13 protein-coding genes and 2 pseudogenes are annotated in these 15,346 nt (G+C 62.0%); 10 read left to right on the top strand and 5 right to left on the bottom strand.

Annotated features, from left to right (window positions below):
- The first annotated feature begins 227 nt into the window (after positions 1-227).
- The 4 genes from QFZ91_RS08310 (at position 228) to QFZ91_RS08295 (ending at position 2,169) form a co-directional block, all read left to right on the top strand.
- Positions 228-1,169, top strand: coding sequence for an NAD(P)-dependent oxidoreductase (locus tag QFZ91_RS08310; protein ID WP_429566925.1), 942 nt, complete (start codon positions 228-230; stop codon positions 1,167-1,169).
- A 103-nt stretch (positions 1,170-1,272) separates the two neighbouring features.
- Positions 1,273-1,482 (top strand): rubredoxin, encoded by a 210-nt coding sequence (locus QFZ91_RS08305; RefSeq protein WP_429566924.1) that lies wholly within the window; start codon positions 1,273-1,275, stop codon positions 1,480-1,482.
- A gap of 124 nt (positions 1,483-1,606) precedes the next feature.
- Entirely contained in the window at positions 1,607-1,933 is a 327-nt protein-coding gene (locus QFZ91_RS08300; protein ID WP_429566923.1) for a hypothetical protein, read from the top strand.
- On the top strand, positions 1,930-2,169 hold the full coding sequence (locus QFZ91_RS08295) for a hypothetical protein (RefSeq protein ID WP_429566922.1): 240 nt from the start codon (positions 1,930-1,932) through the stop codon (positions 2,167-2,169). Before QFZ91_RS08300 ends, QFZ91_RS08295 begins: the two co-directional genes overlap by 4 nt.
- Positions 2,170-2,541: 372 nt before the next feature.
- On the opposite strand, the gene QFZ91_RS08290 is transcribed toward QFZ91_RS08295, so the two are convergent.
- From QFZ91_RS08290 to QFZ91_RS08275, 4 genes are all read right to left on the bottom strand, one after another.
- The gene (locus QFZ91_RS08290; protein ID WP_429566921.1) at positions 2,542-4,131 is read right to left on the bottom strand and encodes a methyl-accepting chemotaxis protein; all 1,590 of its coding nucleotides are present in this window, start codon (positions 4,129-4,131) and stop codon (positions 2,542-2,544) included.
- Entirely contained in the window at positions 4,128-4,508 is a 381-nt protein-coding gene (locus QFZ91_RS08285) for a hypothetical protein (RefSeq protein ID WP_429566920.1), read from the bottom strand. Before QFZ91_RS08285 ends, QFZ91_RS08290 begins: the two co-directional genes overlap by 4 nt.
- A gap of 231 nt (positions 4,509-4,739) precedes the next feature.
- Positions 4,740-5,699: a sterol desaturase family protein gene (locus tag QFZ91_RS08280; RefSeq protein ID WP_429566919.1), complete on the bottom strand. Its 960-nt coding sequence runs from the start codon at positions 5,697-5,699 to the stop codon at positions 4,740-4,742.
- Positions 5,700-5,707: 8 nt separating this feature from the next.
- On the bottom strand, positions 5,708-6,652 hold the full coding sequence (locus QFZ91_RS08275) for a beta-propeller fold lactonase family protein (RefSeq protein WP_429566918.1): 945 nt from the start codon (positions 6,650-6,652) through the stop codon (positions 5,708-5,710).
- Between the two features lie 464 nt (positions 6,653-7,116).
- Between QFZ91_RS08275 and QFZ91_RS08270 the strand changes: the two genes are divergently transcribed.
- Positions 7,117-8,043: a LysR substrate-binding domain-containing protein gene (locus QFZ91_RS08270; RefSeq protein ID WP_429566917.1), complete on the top strand. Its 927-nt coding sequence runs from the start codon at positions 7,117-7,119 to the stop codon at positions 8,041-8,043.
- A gap of 106 nt (positions 8,044-8,149) precedes the next feature.
- On the opposite strand, the gene QFZ91_RS08265 is transcribed toward QFZ91_RS08270, so the two are convergent.
- A complete protein-coding gene (locus QFZ91_RS08265; RefSeq protein WP_429485544.1) occupies positions 8,150-8,614 on the bottom strand; it encodes a phosphate-starvation-inducible protein PsiE in 465 nt (154 codons plus the stop codon).
- Between the two features lie 76 nt (positions 8,615-8,690).
- Here QFZ91_RS08265 and QFZ91_RS08260 point away from each other — a divergent pair, with 76 nt between their 5' ends.
- From QFZ91_RS08260 to QFZ91_RS08240, 5 genes and pseudogenes are all read left to right on the top strand, one after another.
- Complete coding sequence (locus QFZ91_RS08260) at positions 8,691-9,263, top strand: hypothetical protein (protein WP_429566916.1); 573 nt, start codon at positions 8,691-8,693, stop codon at positions 9,261-9,263.
- Positions 9,264-9,688: 425 nt separating this feature from the next.
- Positions 9,689-11,188, top strand: coding sequence for a glycolate oxidase subunit GlcD (gene glcD, locus QFZ91_RS08255; RefSeq protein ID WP_429566915.1), 1,500 nt, complete (start codon positions 9,689-9,691; stop codon positions 11,186-11,188).
- A pseudogene (glcE, locus tag QFZ91_RS08250) lies at positions 11,188-12,256 on the top strand (glycolate oxidase subunit GlcE). Before glcD ends, glcE begins: the two are co-directional and overlap by 1 nt.
- A 19-nt stretch (positions 12,257-12,275) precedes the next feature.
- Complete coding sequence (gene glcF, locus QFZ91_RS08245) at positions 12,276-13,511, top strand: glycolate oxidase subunit GlcF (RefSeq protein ID WP_429566914.1); 1,236 nt, start codon at positions 12,276-12,278, stop codon at positions 13,509-13,511.
- Positions 13,512-13,684: 173 nt separating this feature from the next.
- Positions 13,685-15,326: pseudogene (locus tag QFZ91_RS08240) on the top strand (L-lactate permease).
- The last annotated feature ends 20 nt before the right edge of the window (positions 15,327-15,346 follow it).

The following is a 15,346-nucleotide window of genomic DNA, read 5'->3' as shown; positions in this document are numbered from 1 at the left end:
CGGTGAGCGAACAGGCGACGAGTCGCGCGCCGACGCGATCCCGCAGCACCTTCGAGCCATCCCGAAAAAACAAAAGTGTGTTGTCTACGTGGGCGTTCTTGAGAACTGGGGTTTGCCCTTAATCTACGTTGATCGAAATCACGCTGCCGAGCGGCTTGGCGACGCGAATACGGTCCCCTGCCGTGTTTGCTGTGAAGCAAGCGGCGGCTCGCATCAAGGAGATGATCTTGTCTAAAGCACTGAGCGAAAACACCGGGACCGCCGGGCGCATCGCAGACCACCCGGTCTGCTCCGCAGAGACATTGTGCGTTGGCGTTGTCGGGCTTGGTCGCATGGGAGCCGCGTTTGCTTCCAATCTGATCCGGGACGGCTTCAAGACGGTCGTGTTCGACCGGGATGCGCAAAAGGCGCAAACGCTTGCGCAAGGCCGCGCCGTCGCGGCGGGAAGCTATGAGGCGCTCGCCAATTGCGACGTCGTGGTAAGCATGGTTTCGGACGACGCCGCAATCCGGTCGGTTGCCGAACGACTGTCAGGTGTTCTGGCGACGAACGCGGTGCATGTCTCGATGAGCACGATCAGTCCCGACGCCGCTCGCGAGGCCGCGCACCTCCACTATTCTGTCGGTCAAGGCTATCTTTCAGCGCCGGTCCTGGGAAACCCGGACCTCGCCGCTGCTCGCAAGTTATATATCCTCGCTGCCGGTGCATCCGAGACTATCGCGAGGTGTATGCCGATTCTTGAGCGCCTTGGGCAGCGGGTGTTCGTGCTCGGCGAGGCGCCTGAGTTGGCCAACACGTTCAAGCTGGCCGGTAATGTGCTGACGGCGTCGACGATGCAAAGCATGGGCGAGGTCCTCGCGTTCCTCCGGAAGGCTGGCGTCGACCCGCATGTCGCCTTCTCGGTGCTGACCGAATCGATGTTCGACGGCAAGGTGCACAAGGCCTATGGCGGCAAGATCGTGAATCAGCGCTATGCACCACCCGGAATGACGGTGCCGCTCGCGGTGAAGGACCTGCGTCTTGCGCTCACGGAAGCGGAAACGCTTCGCACTCCGATGCCGATCGCCAGTGTCGTGCGTGACCGTTTGGTCGCTGCCTCCGCGCGGGGGTGGGACGATCTCGACTGGTCCGTGCTTGGCAAGCTCGCTGCCTTCAGCGCAGGCCTGTAGAGTTGGCATAAGGCGGCCGCATAGTTGCACGACGGATTCAGGGACGCTTTGAGCATCGAGTACTGATCCGATCCGCCTCCATTTTTTCCCAAGACTTGAGCCAATGAACGACACGATGACATCGACGGCCAGCTATGAATCGCGCGCGGGGACGCTCTGGATCTGTGTGATTTGTGGATGGATTTACGACGAGTCTGTAGGCGTGCCGGAAGACGGTATCCCTGCGGGAACCGCGTGGCGTGACGTGCCCCATGACTGGGTCTGCCCGCTCTGCCGCGCGGGTAAAGACCAGTTCGCGATGGTGCAACTCTGATGTGGCGGCGCCGGATGCACGGCGCGCCGGAGGATTTGCGCATCTACGCTTTTTCCATATTTCGCTCTCGCCCCCTCAACCCTGTTGTGGTTCTTGACCCGACGCATGGCTCCGGGGAGAACCCTTGAAATTTGATCGGCGGATGCGCGGTGACGTCGCATTCCATTTGAAGCCATTGTTGAAGCATAACGTTTCGGCGCGCAGCGCGAGCTTGGTCATGGTCCTCATATCGACCGCGTTTGCCGCATTGGTAGCGCGCCCGTTCTGGATACAGCTGATTTCGAACGCCTCACACGAGGAGGGTGACGCCAGGGGGCAGCACGTGCTCGCGGTGCCGGCCGCATCGGGGCAGAGCACCCATCGCAATCGATCGGTACTGGCCGCGAGTCTTCCTGGCAAGGCGATCTTTTCGATCCGACACAGATCGTTTCAGACGTCGATTTCCGCATGAAGCAGGTAAAGTACACTGAGGTGACATCCGCTCATCGCGGCTGGCTTCGTCGATTGTTGAGCGCCCACGAGATTGCCGCACTGTTAATGCTCGCTTGTGGACCAGTCGATTCGACCGCCGCCACGGCTGACTTTCTCGCTCTGCAAGAGGTCGGCCTCGTCAGCATGGTCAATGAACGATTTTCGCTTACCGATGCGGGCAGTACCTATCTGCACCTTCTTCGAGAACGTCGCTGATCACGCAACACGCGATTCAAAGCGTGCCGACGCGAATGTCGGCCGGGCCGCAAAAGCGCGGAACACACCGTCCGATGGCGGACGCCGACCTCGATTCCACCGCCCACTGCTTGATCGGTCCGATCGCACTCGCCGCGAAGAACTCCGGGACAGATCTGCGATAGCGTTGTCCGCGTTACTGTGGACCTTGACCATCCTGGCGGCGAGAGCGCGCAACACCTTTGGCCGTATGGTCGCCGGCGCGCATCAACGAACACTCAGACCATGTGCTAATCCGGTTCGGGGGCAGAAGTGGACGCTCCGGTGGCGCAGGCTGTCGCGGCGTGTCGCGGCGCGGCAAAGTCAGGCAGGACCTGTGGGCGTTGCGCGCCGCTACCGGGGCGCAGTCGAATGCGCTGTCGCCCCGAATGTCGGGTTCGTGGAGTCGCGCTTGTCAATTTCGAATACCGCCACCGAGTGACGTAATACGCGCGCCTGCTCGGCCATCGATTGCGCTGCGGCCGCGGCTTCTTCAACCAGCGCGGCGTTCTGCTGAGTGACTTGATCCATCAGACTAACCGCCTGATTCACCTGTTCGATACCGGTGCTTTGCTCGTGGGACGCCGCTGAGATTTCACTGATGATGTCATTCACGCGCTTTACCGACTGAACGGCCTCGTGGATCGTGCCGCCGGCTTGCTCGACGAGTTGCGACCCGGCAGTTACGCGCCCCTCGGATTCGTTAATCATGTCCTTGATCTCCCGAGCGGCCGTCGCGCTGCGTTGCGCGAGCGTACGTACTTCGCCCGCCACCACGGCGAAGCCTCGACCCTGCTCTCCGGCACGGGCTGCCTCGACCGCCGCGTTGAGCGCGAGGATGTTGGTTTGAAACGCGATGCCTTCGATGACGCTGACGATCTCAGCGATCTTGGCAGAGCTGTCGGATATCTGTCGCATGGTCTCAACCACGCGGCTGACCTGCTCTCCGCCGCGCTGCGCGATCCCCGATGCATTGCTGGCGAGAGCGCTGGCCTGCTGGGCGTTGTCCGCGTTCTGACGGACCGCCGCGGTTAGCTCTTCCATGCTCGAAGCCGTTTCCTCCAAAGAGGCGGCTTGTTCTTCGGTGCGCTGCGACAGATCGGCATTTCCCGCCGCGACCTGCTGGGTAGCGGAGGAAATCGACGCGCTTGCGTGCTTGACGCCCGCGACGATGATTGCCAACTGGCCGATCGCATGATTCACCGACCGGGCCAGATCGCCGAGCTCGCCGTGACTACGCGCGTCTATCTGTACTCGCAGGTCGCCACGCGCCAAGGCATTGGCACCATCGACCACACCCTGCAACGGACGGACGATCGAACGGGTTACCAGCGCGCAAAGTATCAGCGTCACGGCCAGCGCCAGCGCCGCGGCTCCCCACATCAGCGCACGCGCCTCGTCATACGCGGCGCCGCTGTCCCTCGCGGAGGCATCCATGACGCTCTGAGCTTGACGCTGTAATTCGTCTTGATGTTCGATCAAGGCATTGCGCAGCGGCATGGCTGTCAGAAGCGCCGCCCGCGCCGCATTAGTGTCATGCGCCGCCAATTGCGCGTAGGCGGGCCTCATCGCTTGCTGGTAGAGCGCATTCGCCTGCAGCACGCCGTCGAACAAAGCTCTGCCCTTCGCAGTGGTGAGTAGGCGAGCGATAGCCTCATAGATCGAATCGCTCTCAGCGGCGAGAGCCTGGGCCTGTTCGAGCGCGGCTTGTTGGGCTTCGGGCGTTGGTTCCTCGAGCGCGAAGTAGGCCAACGCTGCTGCTCGCAGCGTCGCAACCTGAAGCTGGTTCACAAGTTTCAGTTGCTCAGCACGAACGTCGACTATGTCTTGCGTGGTCGCATTCAAACGTGCCATCTGCAGGTTAGCGGTCAAGCAGATGGCCAACAGGAAAGCCAGCACAACAACGAACGTTGCCATCAGTCGTGCACCAATCTTCATCTTCATGCTTCTAACCTTTTTGCGTGGGGAGACAGGCTGGCGAGCCTGCGTCGATCCCCTTGTGAGATCGACAGGCCCGAGGGGAGTCTCTTTAACCGCGCAGGATGCTGGCCACGCCCCTGTTCGTTAGGAAACAAATCACCTTGGACTATCGAAGCCTTGGTTATCTCGAATGTCGGCTTAGGCCGCGCAAAGAGCATGGCAAAAAATGCAAAACAGTTTTGTAAAAAGAGGCCACGCGTCGGTGGCATCCGTTGCGCCTGGAACAGCTGTGACTGGCCGTGTTTTCCTTCGAAGGTAAGCGAAGGGGCGGCACGCTGGAGGTTGGCGATGCGGCGTTGTGCGCTGAGTTCTTGGTGCCCACAGAAAGCTGAGGATTCCACGTGGGCAATCCAGGCGAAGAGGGGTGACCGCAATTGTTGTGTTGCGTTGTTGCTGCGCAATCGCAATCACAATCGCGAGCAGGGGCGTTGCAGCCGTAGCCAGGAACGCTGCGTGACATGCCGTTGCGGCGCATGCGAAGCGCTCTCACGAACGAAGCCAGCGGTGCAATGCTCGCGTACACATGATGCCGCGCGGACGCGAGCGCCGGGATGTCTGGTGGCGCAGTGCAGCTAGCGCTTGCGCCGCTTTTTGATCCGCCGCCGTTCCTCCAGGAAAAAACGCAGACCTCCCAGTTGCTGCTCGAAGTAGCCGCCGGTCGCCATCGATTCCGGCGCGCGCCGGTCGCCGGTAGGCGGATATTCGTTGGAAAAGTCCGCGGTGCCGAACATCATGTCCCAGACCGGGAACACGGCGCCGTAATTGCACGAGTTCCGTCCGGCGGCGCGCAGACCGTGGTGCAGTCGGTGAAAGCGCGGCGATACGAGCAGACGGTCGCCAAGCCAGCCGAACGAGAGCTTGATATTGGCGTGACTGAGGCTTTCGATGAAGCGCATGAACAGGAACAGCAGCGGGAACTGCAGCGGCGGGATGCCGATTGCGAGTCCGACAACGCCGAACCAGATACCGGCGACCAGATCGTCCAGAACATGGTTGCGGTCGTCGGACCAGAAACTCATCTGACGCTGCGCGTGGTGCAATGCATGCAGCGCATAGGCGCTGCGGAACATGTGCGAAATGCGGTGACGCCAGTAGTCGGCGCAGTCGAGAATGAGCGCATATGCGACGAAGGTGGCTACAGGATGCCCAAGCAGCGGCGGAACGAGCATCTCCAGCGTCGGTGGAATATAGCCGTGCGCTACCACGAAGCCATTGACCCACACCTGCAGTTGGTAGAACAGCAGGAAGCTGAACACGGGAAGAATACCGACCCGGTTGAACACGGTATATAGCGCGTCGATCAGCACTGTCTTGCGGTCGTCCCATCGTTCGATCGGAAACAGCGCTTCAAGCGGCCAGCACACCGCGTAGGTAACGACCACCGCGAAAAAGCCGTACACGCCGATGAGCGCCCAATCGAACGACAGCTCTTCCCACTCCATCCAACCGAAGTGGTAGAGGACCGGAAGAATGAGATAGGTGTCGATGCCGCCGGCAAGCATGCTGAACCACCGGTCGAGAAATATCAGCACGGGGCGCCCTACAGAAGTTCGGCCGAAACGTAACCCGGATGGCTCAGTTGCGTGGAGAGAAAAATGCCGTGCGGCGAGCGGCCGACGTCGATGGTGTCGTAGTGACCGGTGTCTGGATCGAGAACGCCAACCTGCTCGCGGAATCGCAGGGTAACCCAGATCTTGCCGTCCGGGGCAATGCTGAGGTCGTCGGGGCCTCCGGCGTGGAGCGGATAAGTGCGGCGTAGCTCCAGCGTAGCCGCGTCGAGCGCCGCGAGGGAACCGCCCACGCGGTTGGTGACATATAGCGTCTTGCGATCGGGAGTCAGAAAGAGGTTGTGCGGACCGATTCCGGTCTTGATGCGCCGCAGGACCGCGCCCGTGACCGGATCGACTTCGGCCACGTGATCCGCGCCCATCACGCAGACCAGCACCTTGCCGTTGTGCCACAGCACGCCCGCAGGAGTCGAGCCGAGTTTCGACTTCCACCGGATCGTCATGGTCTGCAGGTCGAACGATACGAGCGTGCTCGACTCCTGCATCGAATTGAAGCTCCAGCGCGAGTCGGGCGAGAAGTCGAGATGGCTCGGCATTTCCCCCGGAGAAAAGCGCTTGGCCAGCGTCAGGTCGTCCGCGCGATAGATGTCCACGTAGTTGATTCGCAGTGCGTTGATGACGAGGTAACGGCGGTCAGGTGTAAAGCCGAGCTGATACGGGTCGGCGATCTTCTTGTGTCCCAGTGACGTGCCAGTGCGCGGATCGACAATGAACAGCGCGTTGCCGCTGGCGTCCGCAATGTAGAGCTTGCTCCTGTCCGGGGACAGCGCCCAATGACTCGGTTCGCGCATCGTGGGCAGCGTGCGGATTACCGCGCGCGAGGCCATGTCGATTACCGACACGCTCGCCTCCCCCGAATTCATCACGATCGCGAGCGATTGCGGCTCGGCGTTGGCTTTCGCGCTGCGCAGAGACAACCACGGCGCAAGGCCTAGACTGAGGGGAAGGGCGAGACTTTGGCCCAGCAAGGTGCGACGTGAAGTTCTCATGGAAGCTGTAAAGAATTGATCAGCGATAGCGGCGAGATCGCGTTCGGCGGCGGTTCTCGAACGCTGTGTGTTTTCGCACCGCGAGCTGCCGCACATCGGCCTTGCCTGGAAGCGGTGCAGCGTGGCGGCGCGGGCCGTTGATGTGCAAAGCCTGCGCCTTCAGTCCACGCGCACGCCTGAAGGCGTTGCTCCATGTGATGCCATGGTTCAGCGCGACGCCCGTGGGAGACTGCTGATTCGACTATACGATCAACGGTCGCACGCCAGAATTGCGCCGCGCGCAAATGAGCTTTGCGCCAAAGGGATAGCTCGTGGCGGCGCGCGTCGTACAATGCGCTGGCATGCAAGCAGGCAGCATTGCGTGCGTCCTTTTCTTCCTGGAGCGCCGACCAATGGATTATTTCTCCGCGATGCGTGCCTTCTGCTGTGCCGCGGAGGAAGGCAGCATGAGCAAGGCCGCAGCCAAAATCTCCGTCAAGACGTCGACGGTTTCCCGGTACATGACAGATCTCGAGAGGGATCTGACCATCGCGCTTTTCAACCGCTCCACACGGGGACTGGTCCTGACCGAGGCGGGGCGTGTGTTCTACGAACAGGCCGTGCAGGTGTTGAAAAATCTCGAAGACGCACGAGCCGTCACGGCGGCGCTCAACGCTTCGCCACGTGGCTTGTTGCGCGTGACGATGCCCGCCTCGTTCGGCAGGCGTCATGTGATGCGCCATCTTCCGGAGTTTATGGAGCGATTTCCGGAGATCGATGTCGATGCAAGCTTGACCGACGATGTCGTCAACGTCATCGACTCCGGCGTCGATCTGGCAATTCGGATCGGCGCGTTGCCGGACTCTCAACTGATGGCCCGGCGGCTTGCGCCCCACCGGCGCGTGATCTGCGCGAGCCCTGACTACGTCGCCCGGCACGGCGCGCCGGCTACCCCTGGCGAACTCGCCGGTCACGCCGCGGTGCGCTTTTCGCTCGCCGCAGACGACCGATGGGTGTTCGTCCACCGGTCCGCAGCGGCGGATCCGGCAACCGTGACGGTGCGTCTGCAGGGACGCGTCCGCGCGGACGACACCGATGCGCTGCTCGACCTGGCGATTGCGGGCTGCGGCATCGCGTTTCTGCCTTCGTGGGCGATCGGCGAGGCCGTGCGCTCCGGCGCGCTCAGCCAACTGCTGCCCGAGTGGGAGCCACAACCCAAAGCCGCCATGCCGGCGATCTGGGCGGTCTATCCGCCGAAAAAGACCGTATCTACCAAGGTGCGCGCCTTTATCGACTTCTACGCCGAATTGTTCGGCCGGGAAGGATACTGGGACTTCTGAGCGCCATGCTCCCGCGTGTCGCGGTCGCTGACGCGGCAGACAGGCGAAGCCGTCTCTGCGTGCAACGGCCCGCGCGTGGCAAGCCGCACCCTGTGTATTCCGGTGATCAATGCTCCCGCCTTTCGGCCTCGGGTTGGCTATTGCCTCCTGCTGCCGTGGCCCGCTGCTGTTCAACGTGGAGAATTAACACACTTGCTGCGACGAGCGCTATGCCTGCGGTAGTCGTCAGCAACTGCTGCCAGCCATCGGCCATTCCACGTAATATCAGATCGCGCGCGAGGGACGCCATGGCGATGTACAGCGGGAACCGGACTGGCAACTGACCGAGCCGAAGATACCGCACATCCATCGCGAGCACTTCCAGATAGAGGAACATCAACAGCAGATCTGTCAGTGACACGTCACCGGCGCGAATGATTTTCCAGGCCTCTTGTCCGATAGCATAGGCAGTGGCGAGACCGATGATGACGAGACCGAGCAGTTCAATGACACACAGGAAGCCTCCGAAACGCCGGCGCACGCTTTCGGCTGCGCTCTCGATCAAGTTGTGGCGGTTCTTTGTCACAGTCATATGTCAGGTATCAATAACGCAGCAGGCGGATGCCACCGCGTCTTTATCAGCTTTCCTCGACGACAACGGATGCCGAATGGACTCAATCCGTTCAGCTTACCCGCGTGCCTTTGAACCTAAGGTGCACAGTTCTGTGTATGTGTGGAAGGCACAGCCCCTCGCAATTGCGCTCGGGCGGCGCCACGCGTGGTTCCGAAAGCTGCTCGAATCGAATCTAAAAGAATGCGAACGGCTTTCCCGCATCATCGAGAACGCTAAATTTCTTGCACGCTCGAAGCACCCGCACGACGCCGGGCTATTGAGCGCCTCTTCCACTGCTTCTTTCGTGCCGACGTTTGCCGGCAGAACGAATCGCGCACTGGCGCTTCGGCCGGGGTGGGGCTCCGGAGGTTCGCGCGGCCAAAGGCGTTGCACCTTGGGCGTCCAAAGACGCGCGGGCGATGCTAGTGTGCATCTCCTCGAGGCGCTGGGCGGCGAGCCGTCGCCCGGCGATCTGCTCTTCGTTGCGCTCGTTCGCCAGTGCGATACGCTGGGCTGTCACCGCGTCAAGATAGTTCACCGCGCCTGCCACCTAGCAATTGGTCATGAGCTTCAGCAAGAGTTGTGCGGCGGCCGTTGCGCGTTGCTGGCTTTTGGCTTCGTCGGCTAACGTGTTCAGCGCGCTCACCGGTCGGGGCGTCTCGGGTGGGAGGGCCCACCCCAATATGCAAAACACATTTGCGCAACCGGGATTGCCAATTGCCGAACGACGGACCGCACATTTCGGCGAAGTGTCCGCCCCTCGCGCCCGTGCGGCTTGGCAGGCCGCGTGCAAATGACGCTGCGAGACCCGTCGCCGGTTCGCCGACTGACAAGGATCAACGCGCTCGGGTTTCCACTCGTATCTCCCCCAAATCTGACTGCCTAATATTTGGTCGGGTGGTCGACCAGTCGACCAAAATACAAGAATCCAATTAGCCGAACCGCGACGGAAGACGCCGTTGCCGGGAATGGAGGAGACGTTATGTCACTGCAGACGTGGTCAATTTCGGATGGCTCGAGAGGGCGGCTTCGCCGGGTGGTGGGGGATGCGCCATGACCTACCGGTACGACGAAAAGATTGACGGCCCGCTGCCGTTGATCGATAAGGCGGCCCTCGTGGTTGGACTGCGCACCGCGGTTCCTCACATGGAGTTGCTGCATGCGCGCGAGGATCTCAGGCCCTTCGAATGCGACGGACTTTCAGCCTATCGTTGCACCCCGCAGGTTGTTGCGCTGCCTGACAGCGTGGAGCAGGTCGAGGCGCTCCTGAAGTACGCACACCGGCACGGGGTTCCCGTCGTTGCGCGCGGAGCTGGCACAGGCCTTTCCGGTGGCGCGATGCCACTGGAGCGGGGCATCCTGCTCGTGATGGCGCGATTCAATCGGATTCTCGACATCGACGTGGCGGCGCTCACTGCGCGGGTGCAGCCCGGAGTGCGCAATCTCGCCATTTCGCAGGCAGCTGCTCCGCACGGGCTCTATTACGCGCCTGATCCATCGTCACAGATCGCGTGTTCGATCGGCGGAAACGTCGCGGAAAACGCCGGCGGTGTCCACTGCCTGAAATACGGCCTGACCGTCCATAACATCGTGAAGGTCGAAGTCCTGACCATCGAAGGAGAGCGCCTCACACTCGGTGCCGACGCACTCGACGCGCCGGGCTTCGACCTGCTCGCTCTATTCACCGGCTCGGAGGGCATGCTCGGCATTGTCACCGAAGTGACCGTCAGACTCTTGCCAAAGGTTCAAGCCGCGAAGGTCCTGCTCGCGAGCTTCGACGACGTCGCCCGCGCCGGCGCGGCAGTCGCGAAGATCATTGGCGAAGGGATCATCCCCGGTGGCCTGGAGATGATGGACAACCTCTCGATCCGAGCCGCCGAAGACTTTGTGAAGGCGGGATACCCGGTCGACGCCGAGGCGATCCTGCTCTGTGAACTGGACGGGGTACAAAGCGACGTCGACGAGGACGTTGCACACGTCGATGCGATCCTGCGCGAAGCCGGAGCCACCGATGTGCGGCATGCGCGCGACGAGGGCGAGCGTCTGAAGTTCTGGGCTGGGCGTAAAAACGCATTTCCGGCGGTGGGACGTATTTCGCCAGATTACTACTGCATGGATGGCACGATTCCTCGCCGCGAATTGCCGCGCGTGCTGCAGGGAATCGCCGATCTTTCTGCTGAATTTGGCTTGCGCGTTGCCAACGTTTTTCATGCAGGCGACGGCAACATGCATCCGCTCATTCTCTTCGATGCAAACCTACCCGGGGAAATGGACCGCGCGGAAGCGCTTGGTGGCCGAATTCTCGAATTGTGCGTGGCTGTCGGTGGCAGCATCACGGGAGAGCACGGCGTCGGGCGCGAGAAGATCAACCAGATGTGCTCGCAGTTCAACCACGACGAGCTGCGGTTCTTTCACGCGGTAAAGACCGCATTCGATTCCCATGGTCTGCTTAACCCGGGCAAGAACATCCCGACGTTGCATCGCTGTGCCGAGTTCGGCGCCATGCACGTGCATTTCGGCAGGTTACCGTTTCCCGAACTGGAGCGATTTTGATGCGACAAGACTCTCAAGCTCACGACCACAGCGCAGTGCTGATCGAGCAGGTTTGCGAGGCCATCGCAGCGAGAGCGCCGCTTTTCATTCGCGGGTGGAGGGAGCAAACCGTTTCCGGGCCGGCAAGTCGATGCGGCGCCGATCGACACGCGGGCGCATCGTGGCATCGTGAACTATGATCCGACCGAACTCGTCATCACGGTGCGTGCGGGTACGCCGGTCAGCGAACTCGATGACGTGCTCGACGACTCTGGCCAGATGCTGCCGTGCGAGGTCGCGAGCTTCGGCGGGGCCGCGACCGTTGGTGGCATGGTCGCGAGCGGGCTTGCCGGACCGCGCAGACCGTGGGTAGGCTCAGTGCGCGACTTCGTGCTCGGCTGCCGCCTGATTACGGGGCAAGGACGGCATTTGCGATTCGGCGGCGAGGTAATGAAAAACGTAGCGGGCTACGATGTTTCCCGACTCGTGACGGGTAGCTTCGGGTGCCTCGGACTGTTGACCGAAGTATCGTTGAAGGTACTGCCGAAGCCGCGCGCGACGCGACATATTGAAGTCGACATGCCCGCGGCAGCGGCCTTGACCCAACTGGCCGCGTGGCGGCGGGCTGGGCTGCCGATCGCCGGCGCATGCCACGATGGCGCGACCCTCCATCTTCGTCTCGAGGGAGGCGTGGAATCCGTGCGTGGCGCGCACGCGCGCATCGGAGGCGCTGGCACCGACTCAACGTTCTGGCGCGCGCTTCGGGAGCAGCGCTTGTCTTTTTTCGACGATGCGCGCCCGCTATGGCGTCTTTCCGTGCCCCCGACGGCACCGCTCATCGAACTGCCGGGCCCCTGCCTGATCGACTGGGGCGGCGCACAGCGCTGGCTGAAGAGTGACGCGTCCGCGAAGGTGGTGCGCGAGTTGGCGCAGCGTCTTGGCGGCCATGCAACTGGATTTTCCGCCGTCGCCAGCGGCGAAGCGTTTCATCCGCTGCCCGCTGCGCTGATGCGCTATCACCGTGCGCTCAAGCAGCAGCTCGATCCATACGCGATCTTCAATCCCGGCCGCCTCTACGCGGATTTCTGAACGTCAACGCACCTACGCTATGCAAACGAACCTCAGTACCGAAGCAAAGACGCTCGCGCGCGCCGATGAAGCAGAGTCGATTCTGCGCTCCTGCGTGCACTGCGGCTTTTGCAATGCAACCTGTCCGACGTACCAGTTGCTTGGCAACGAGCTCGACGGTCCACGCGGAAGGATCTATTTGATCAAGCAGGTGCTCGAAGGCGAGCCCGTCAGCGAGACCACACAACTGCATCTGGATCGCTGCCTCAGTTGCCGCAACTGCGAGACGACGTGTCCGTCGGGCGTGAAGTATCACACGCTGCTCGATATCGGGCGGGCGGAAGTCGAGCGGCGCGTCGCTCGGCCCGCGAAGGAACGCCTGTTACGTGACGGGCTGCGGCAGCTGATACCCCGGGCCTCGCTGTTTGCGACCGCGCTCAAAGCGGGGCGTGCGCTCAAACCGCTGATGCCGGAAGCGCTGCGGCAGAAGATTCCGGGACCTCAGGTGAAGGCGAAAGCGCGTCCGGCAGTTCGCCATGCGAGGCGCATGCTTTTGGTTGAAGGTTGCGTGCAGCCGTCGCTTTCGCCGAACACGAACGCTGCGGCCGCCCGTGTACTCGACAGGCTGGGCATTAGTGTGACTGCGGTTGCGCAGGCCGGCTGCTGTGGTGCGACCGACTATCACCTTGGCGCGCACGAAACGGGTCTGAACCGGGCGCGCCGCAATATCGACGCCTGGTGGCCCGCGATCACGGCCGGCGCCGAAGCGATCGTAGTGCCGGCAAGCGGCTGCGGTGCATACATCGAGGAATACGGGGACATGCTCAAGCACGATCAGGTCTACGCGCAGAGGGCCCGGCACGTGAGTTCTCTCGCACGCGATCTGGTCGAAGTGCTGAGTGCCGAGCCGCTCGAGACTCTCACTCGGCAGGTAGGACACGGACCGAGTCGTATTGCGTTTCATTGCCCCTGCACGCTCCAGCATGCGCAGAAGCTTGGAGGCGCGGTCGAAGCAGTGCTGCGTCGGCTGGGCTTCGATCTCACCGCTGTCGCGGATGCGCACCTTTGTTGCGGATCGGCCGGCACGTACTCGATCACTCAGCCGGAACTGGCACGCAGACTGCGCGACAACAAGCTCGCCGCTCTCGAAGTGGGCGGCCCGGACGCGATCGTGACCGCGAATATCGGATGCCAGACCCACCTTAATAGCGCGGGCCGCAAGCAGGTGCAACACTGGATCGAACTGGTGGAAGAGGGCTTGGATCAGTCCGCCTGAGCCCTGCAGGCTTAAAACGGAGGCCGCCACAGACTTTTCGGCGCGCGGCGCCTGCTGATGCGCAGCAAGCGAATCGCACGCGTGACAGGACCGGCAGCCTTATACGCCCTACGCGATCGTCAACGGCGCCCCGTCAATTCACACGGCCCGGTAGAACAGGCCAAGGAGACAAAATGAATCCGGCAACGGCATTACCCTCGGGTGCGGTCTTCGCACAGCCTCTCGCGCCAGTGGCGCACTCGCTACTCTTGTCGTTTCTGGTTGCAGCCGTCACCGATCGGGGTTGCGCTCGTCATGCTGGGTGTACTCCGGCGCCCAGCGTGGCAGGCCTCGATCGCGGGCCTGATCTGCGGGCTCGCGATTGCCGTCGGTATCTGGGGCATGCCCGTCGGGCTCGCGCTTAACGCGGTCGCGGCCGGCATGGCGCTCGCCCTGATGCCTGTGATGTGGATCGTCTTCACCGCGCTCCTGCTTTACAACATTGCCGTGAGGTCGGGCCGCTTCGACGAGTTCCGTCAGTGGATGCTCGATCATCTGCCCGACGACAGGCGCCTTGTGCTGCTCGTCGTCGCGTTCTCGTTCGGTTGCTTGCTCGAAGGGATCTCTGGATTCGGCACTCCCGTGGCGATTACCAGTGCACTGCTTGTGGGCCTTGGCTTCCCGGCACTTGAGGCACTCAGCTTCACACTCATCTTCAACACTGCACCGGTGGCTTTCGGCGCACTCGGAGTGCCGATAACGGTGCTCGGTGCGGTGACATCGCTTCACGCCGGAACGCTCGGTGCGATGGTGGGGCGGCAATTGCCGTTCTTCGCGTTCCTGCTGCCGTTCTACGTGATCTCGATCTATGGCGGCGTACGCTCGATCCCGAAACTGTGGCCCGCGCTCGTCGTCTCGGGCGGCAGCTTCGCGCTTACACAGTTTGTAACGTCCAACTACCTGGGATACCAGTTGACGGACGTGCTGTCGTCGCTCACGTCGCTAATTTTGACCATTGGGTTCCTCAAGGTCTGGCGGCCGCAGCGCGACCCTGCTTTTGCGATGTCGCGTCCAGGGACGTATGCACACGGCACCGAGCGCCCCGGCTACGGCGGCTGGATGCCGTGGATCGTCGTATCGGTCGTGGTGATCGTCTGGGTGCACGCGCAGATTGCGTCGATCGGCGAGGCAAAGGTGCAATGGCCGGGCTTGCACAATAGCGTGTTCGTAACGCTGTATCACAAGCCCTACGCTGCGGTGTGGGACGTGCAGCCGCTCGGTACCGGCACGGCAATTCTGGTCGCCGCCATTATTACGGGCCTGTGGACCCGCGTCGGTATCGCCGGCTTTTTTGGCTGCGTGGCGAAGACCTGGAGGCAGACCCGCATCGCTATCGCAACCGTGATGATGATCGTCGGCCTTGCCTATCTGCTCAACTATTCGGGCATGAGCTATACGTTAGGGATGGGCGTCGCATCTACCGGTGTGCTGTTTCCGCTGGTATCGGCGTCGCTAGGGTGGGTGGCGGTGTTCCTCTCCGGCAGCGACACATCGGGTAACGCGCTATTTGGCAATCTGCAGGTTGTGGCGGCGAAACAGCTTGACCTTAGCCCGGTTCTGATGGCGGCAACCAACTCATCGGGCGGCGTCATGGGCAAGATGATCTCGCCGCAGAACATCGCGACGGGCGTGTCGACGACCGAGCTAAAAGGTCAGGAAGGAATTGTGTTCGCGCGGACCTTCGGGCACAGCATACTGTTGACGCTATTGCTCGGCGTCCTCGTCCTTCTGCAACAGCACGTCCTAACATGGATGATTCCCGCGCTGCCACACTGATGGCCGACTGGGCGCGAAAA

Source organism: Paraburkholderia sp. JPY419 (assembly GCF_050435705.1).
In the GTDB taxonomy this organism is placed as follows: domain Bacteria; phylum Pseudomonadota; class Gammaproteobacteria; order Burkholderiales; family Burkholderiaceae; genus Paraburkholderia; species Paraburkholderia youngii.
This window is presented reverse-complemented; position numbering and strand designations above follow the sequence as displayed.

Excerpts from the sequence above, each read along its gene's own strand:
- QFZ91_RS08260 (WP_429566916.1), top strand. The coding sequence starts at position 8,691 with ATGGACTCAATCCGTTCAGCTTACCCGCGTGCCTTTGAACCTAAGGTG.
- QFZ91_RS08290 (WP_429566921.1), bottom strand. The coding sequence starts at position 4,131 with ATGAAGATGAAGATTGGTGCACGACTGATGGCAACGTTCGTTGTTGTG.
- QFZ91_RS08270 (WP_429566917.1), top strand. The coding sequence starts at position 7,117 with ATGGATTATTTCTCCGCGATGCGTGCCTTCTGCTGTGCCGCGGAGGAA.
- QFZ91_RS08265 (WP_429485544.1), bottom strand. The coding sequence starts at position 8,614 with ATGACTGTGACAAAGAACCGCCACAACTTGATCGAGAGCGCAGCCGAA.
- glcD (WP_429566915.1), top strand. The coding sequence starts at position 9,689 with ATGACCTACCGGTACGACGAAAAGATTGACGGCCCGCTGCCGTTGATC.
- QFZ91_RS08295 (WP_429566922.1), top strand. The coding sequence starts at position 1,930 with ATGAAGCAGGTAAAGTACACTGAGGTGACATCCGCTCATCGCGGCTGG.
- glcF (WP_429566914.1), top strand. The coding sequence starts at position 12,276 with ATGCAAACGAACCTCAGTACCGAAGCAAAGACGCTCGCGCGCGCCGAT.
- QFZ91_RS08305 (WP_429566924.1), top strand. The coding sequence starts at position 1,273 with ATGAACGACACGATGACATCGACGGCCAGCTATGAATCGCGCGCGGGG.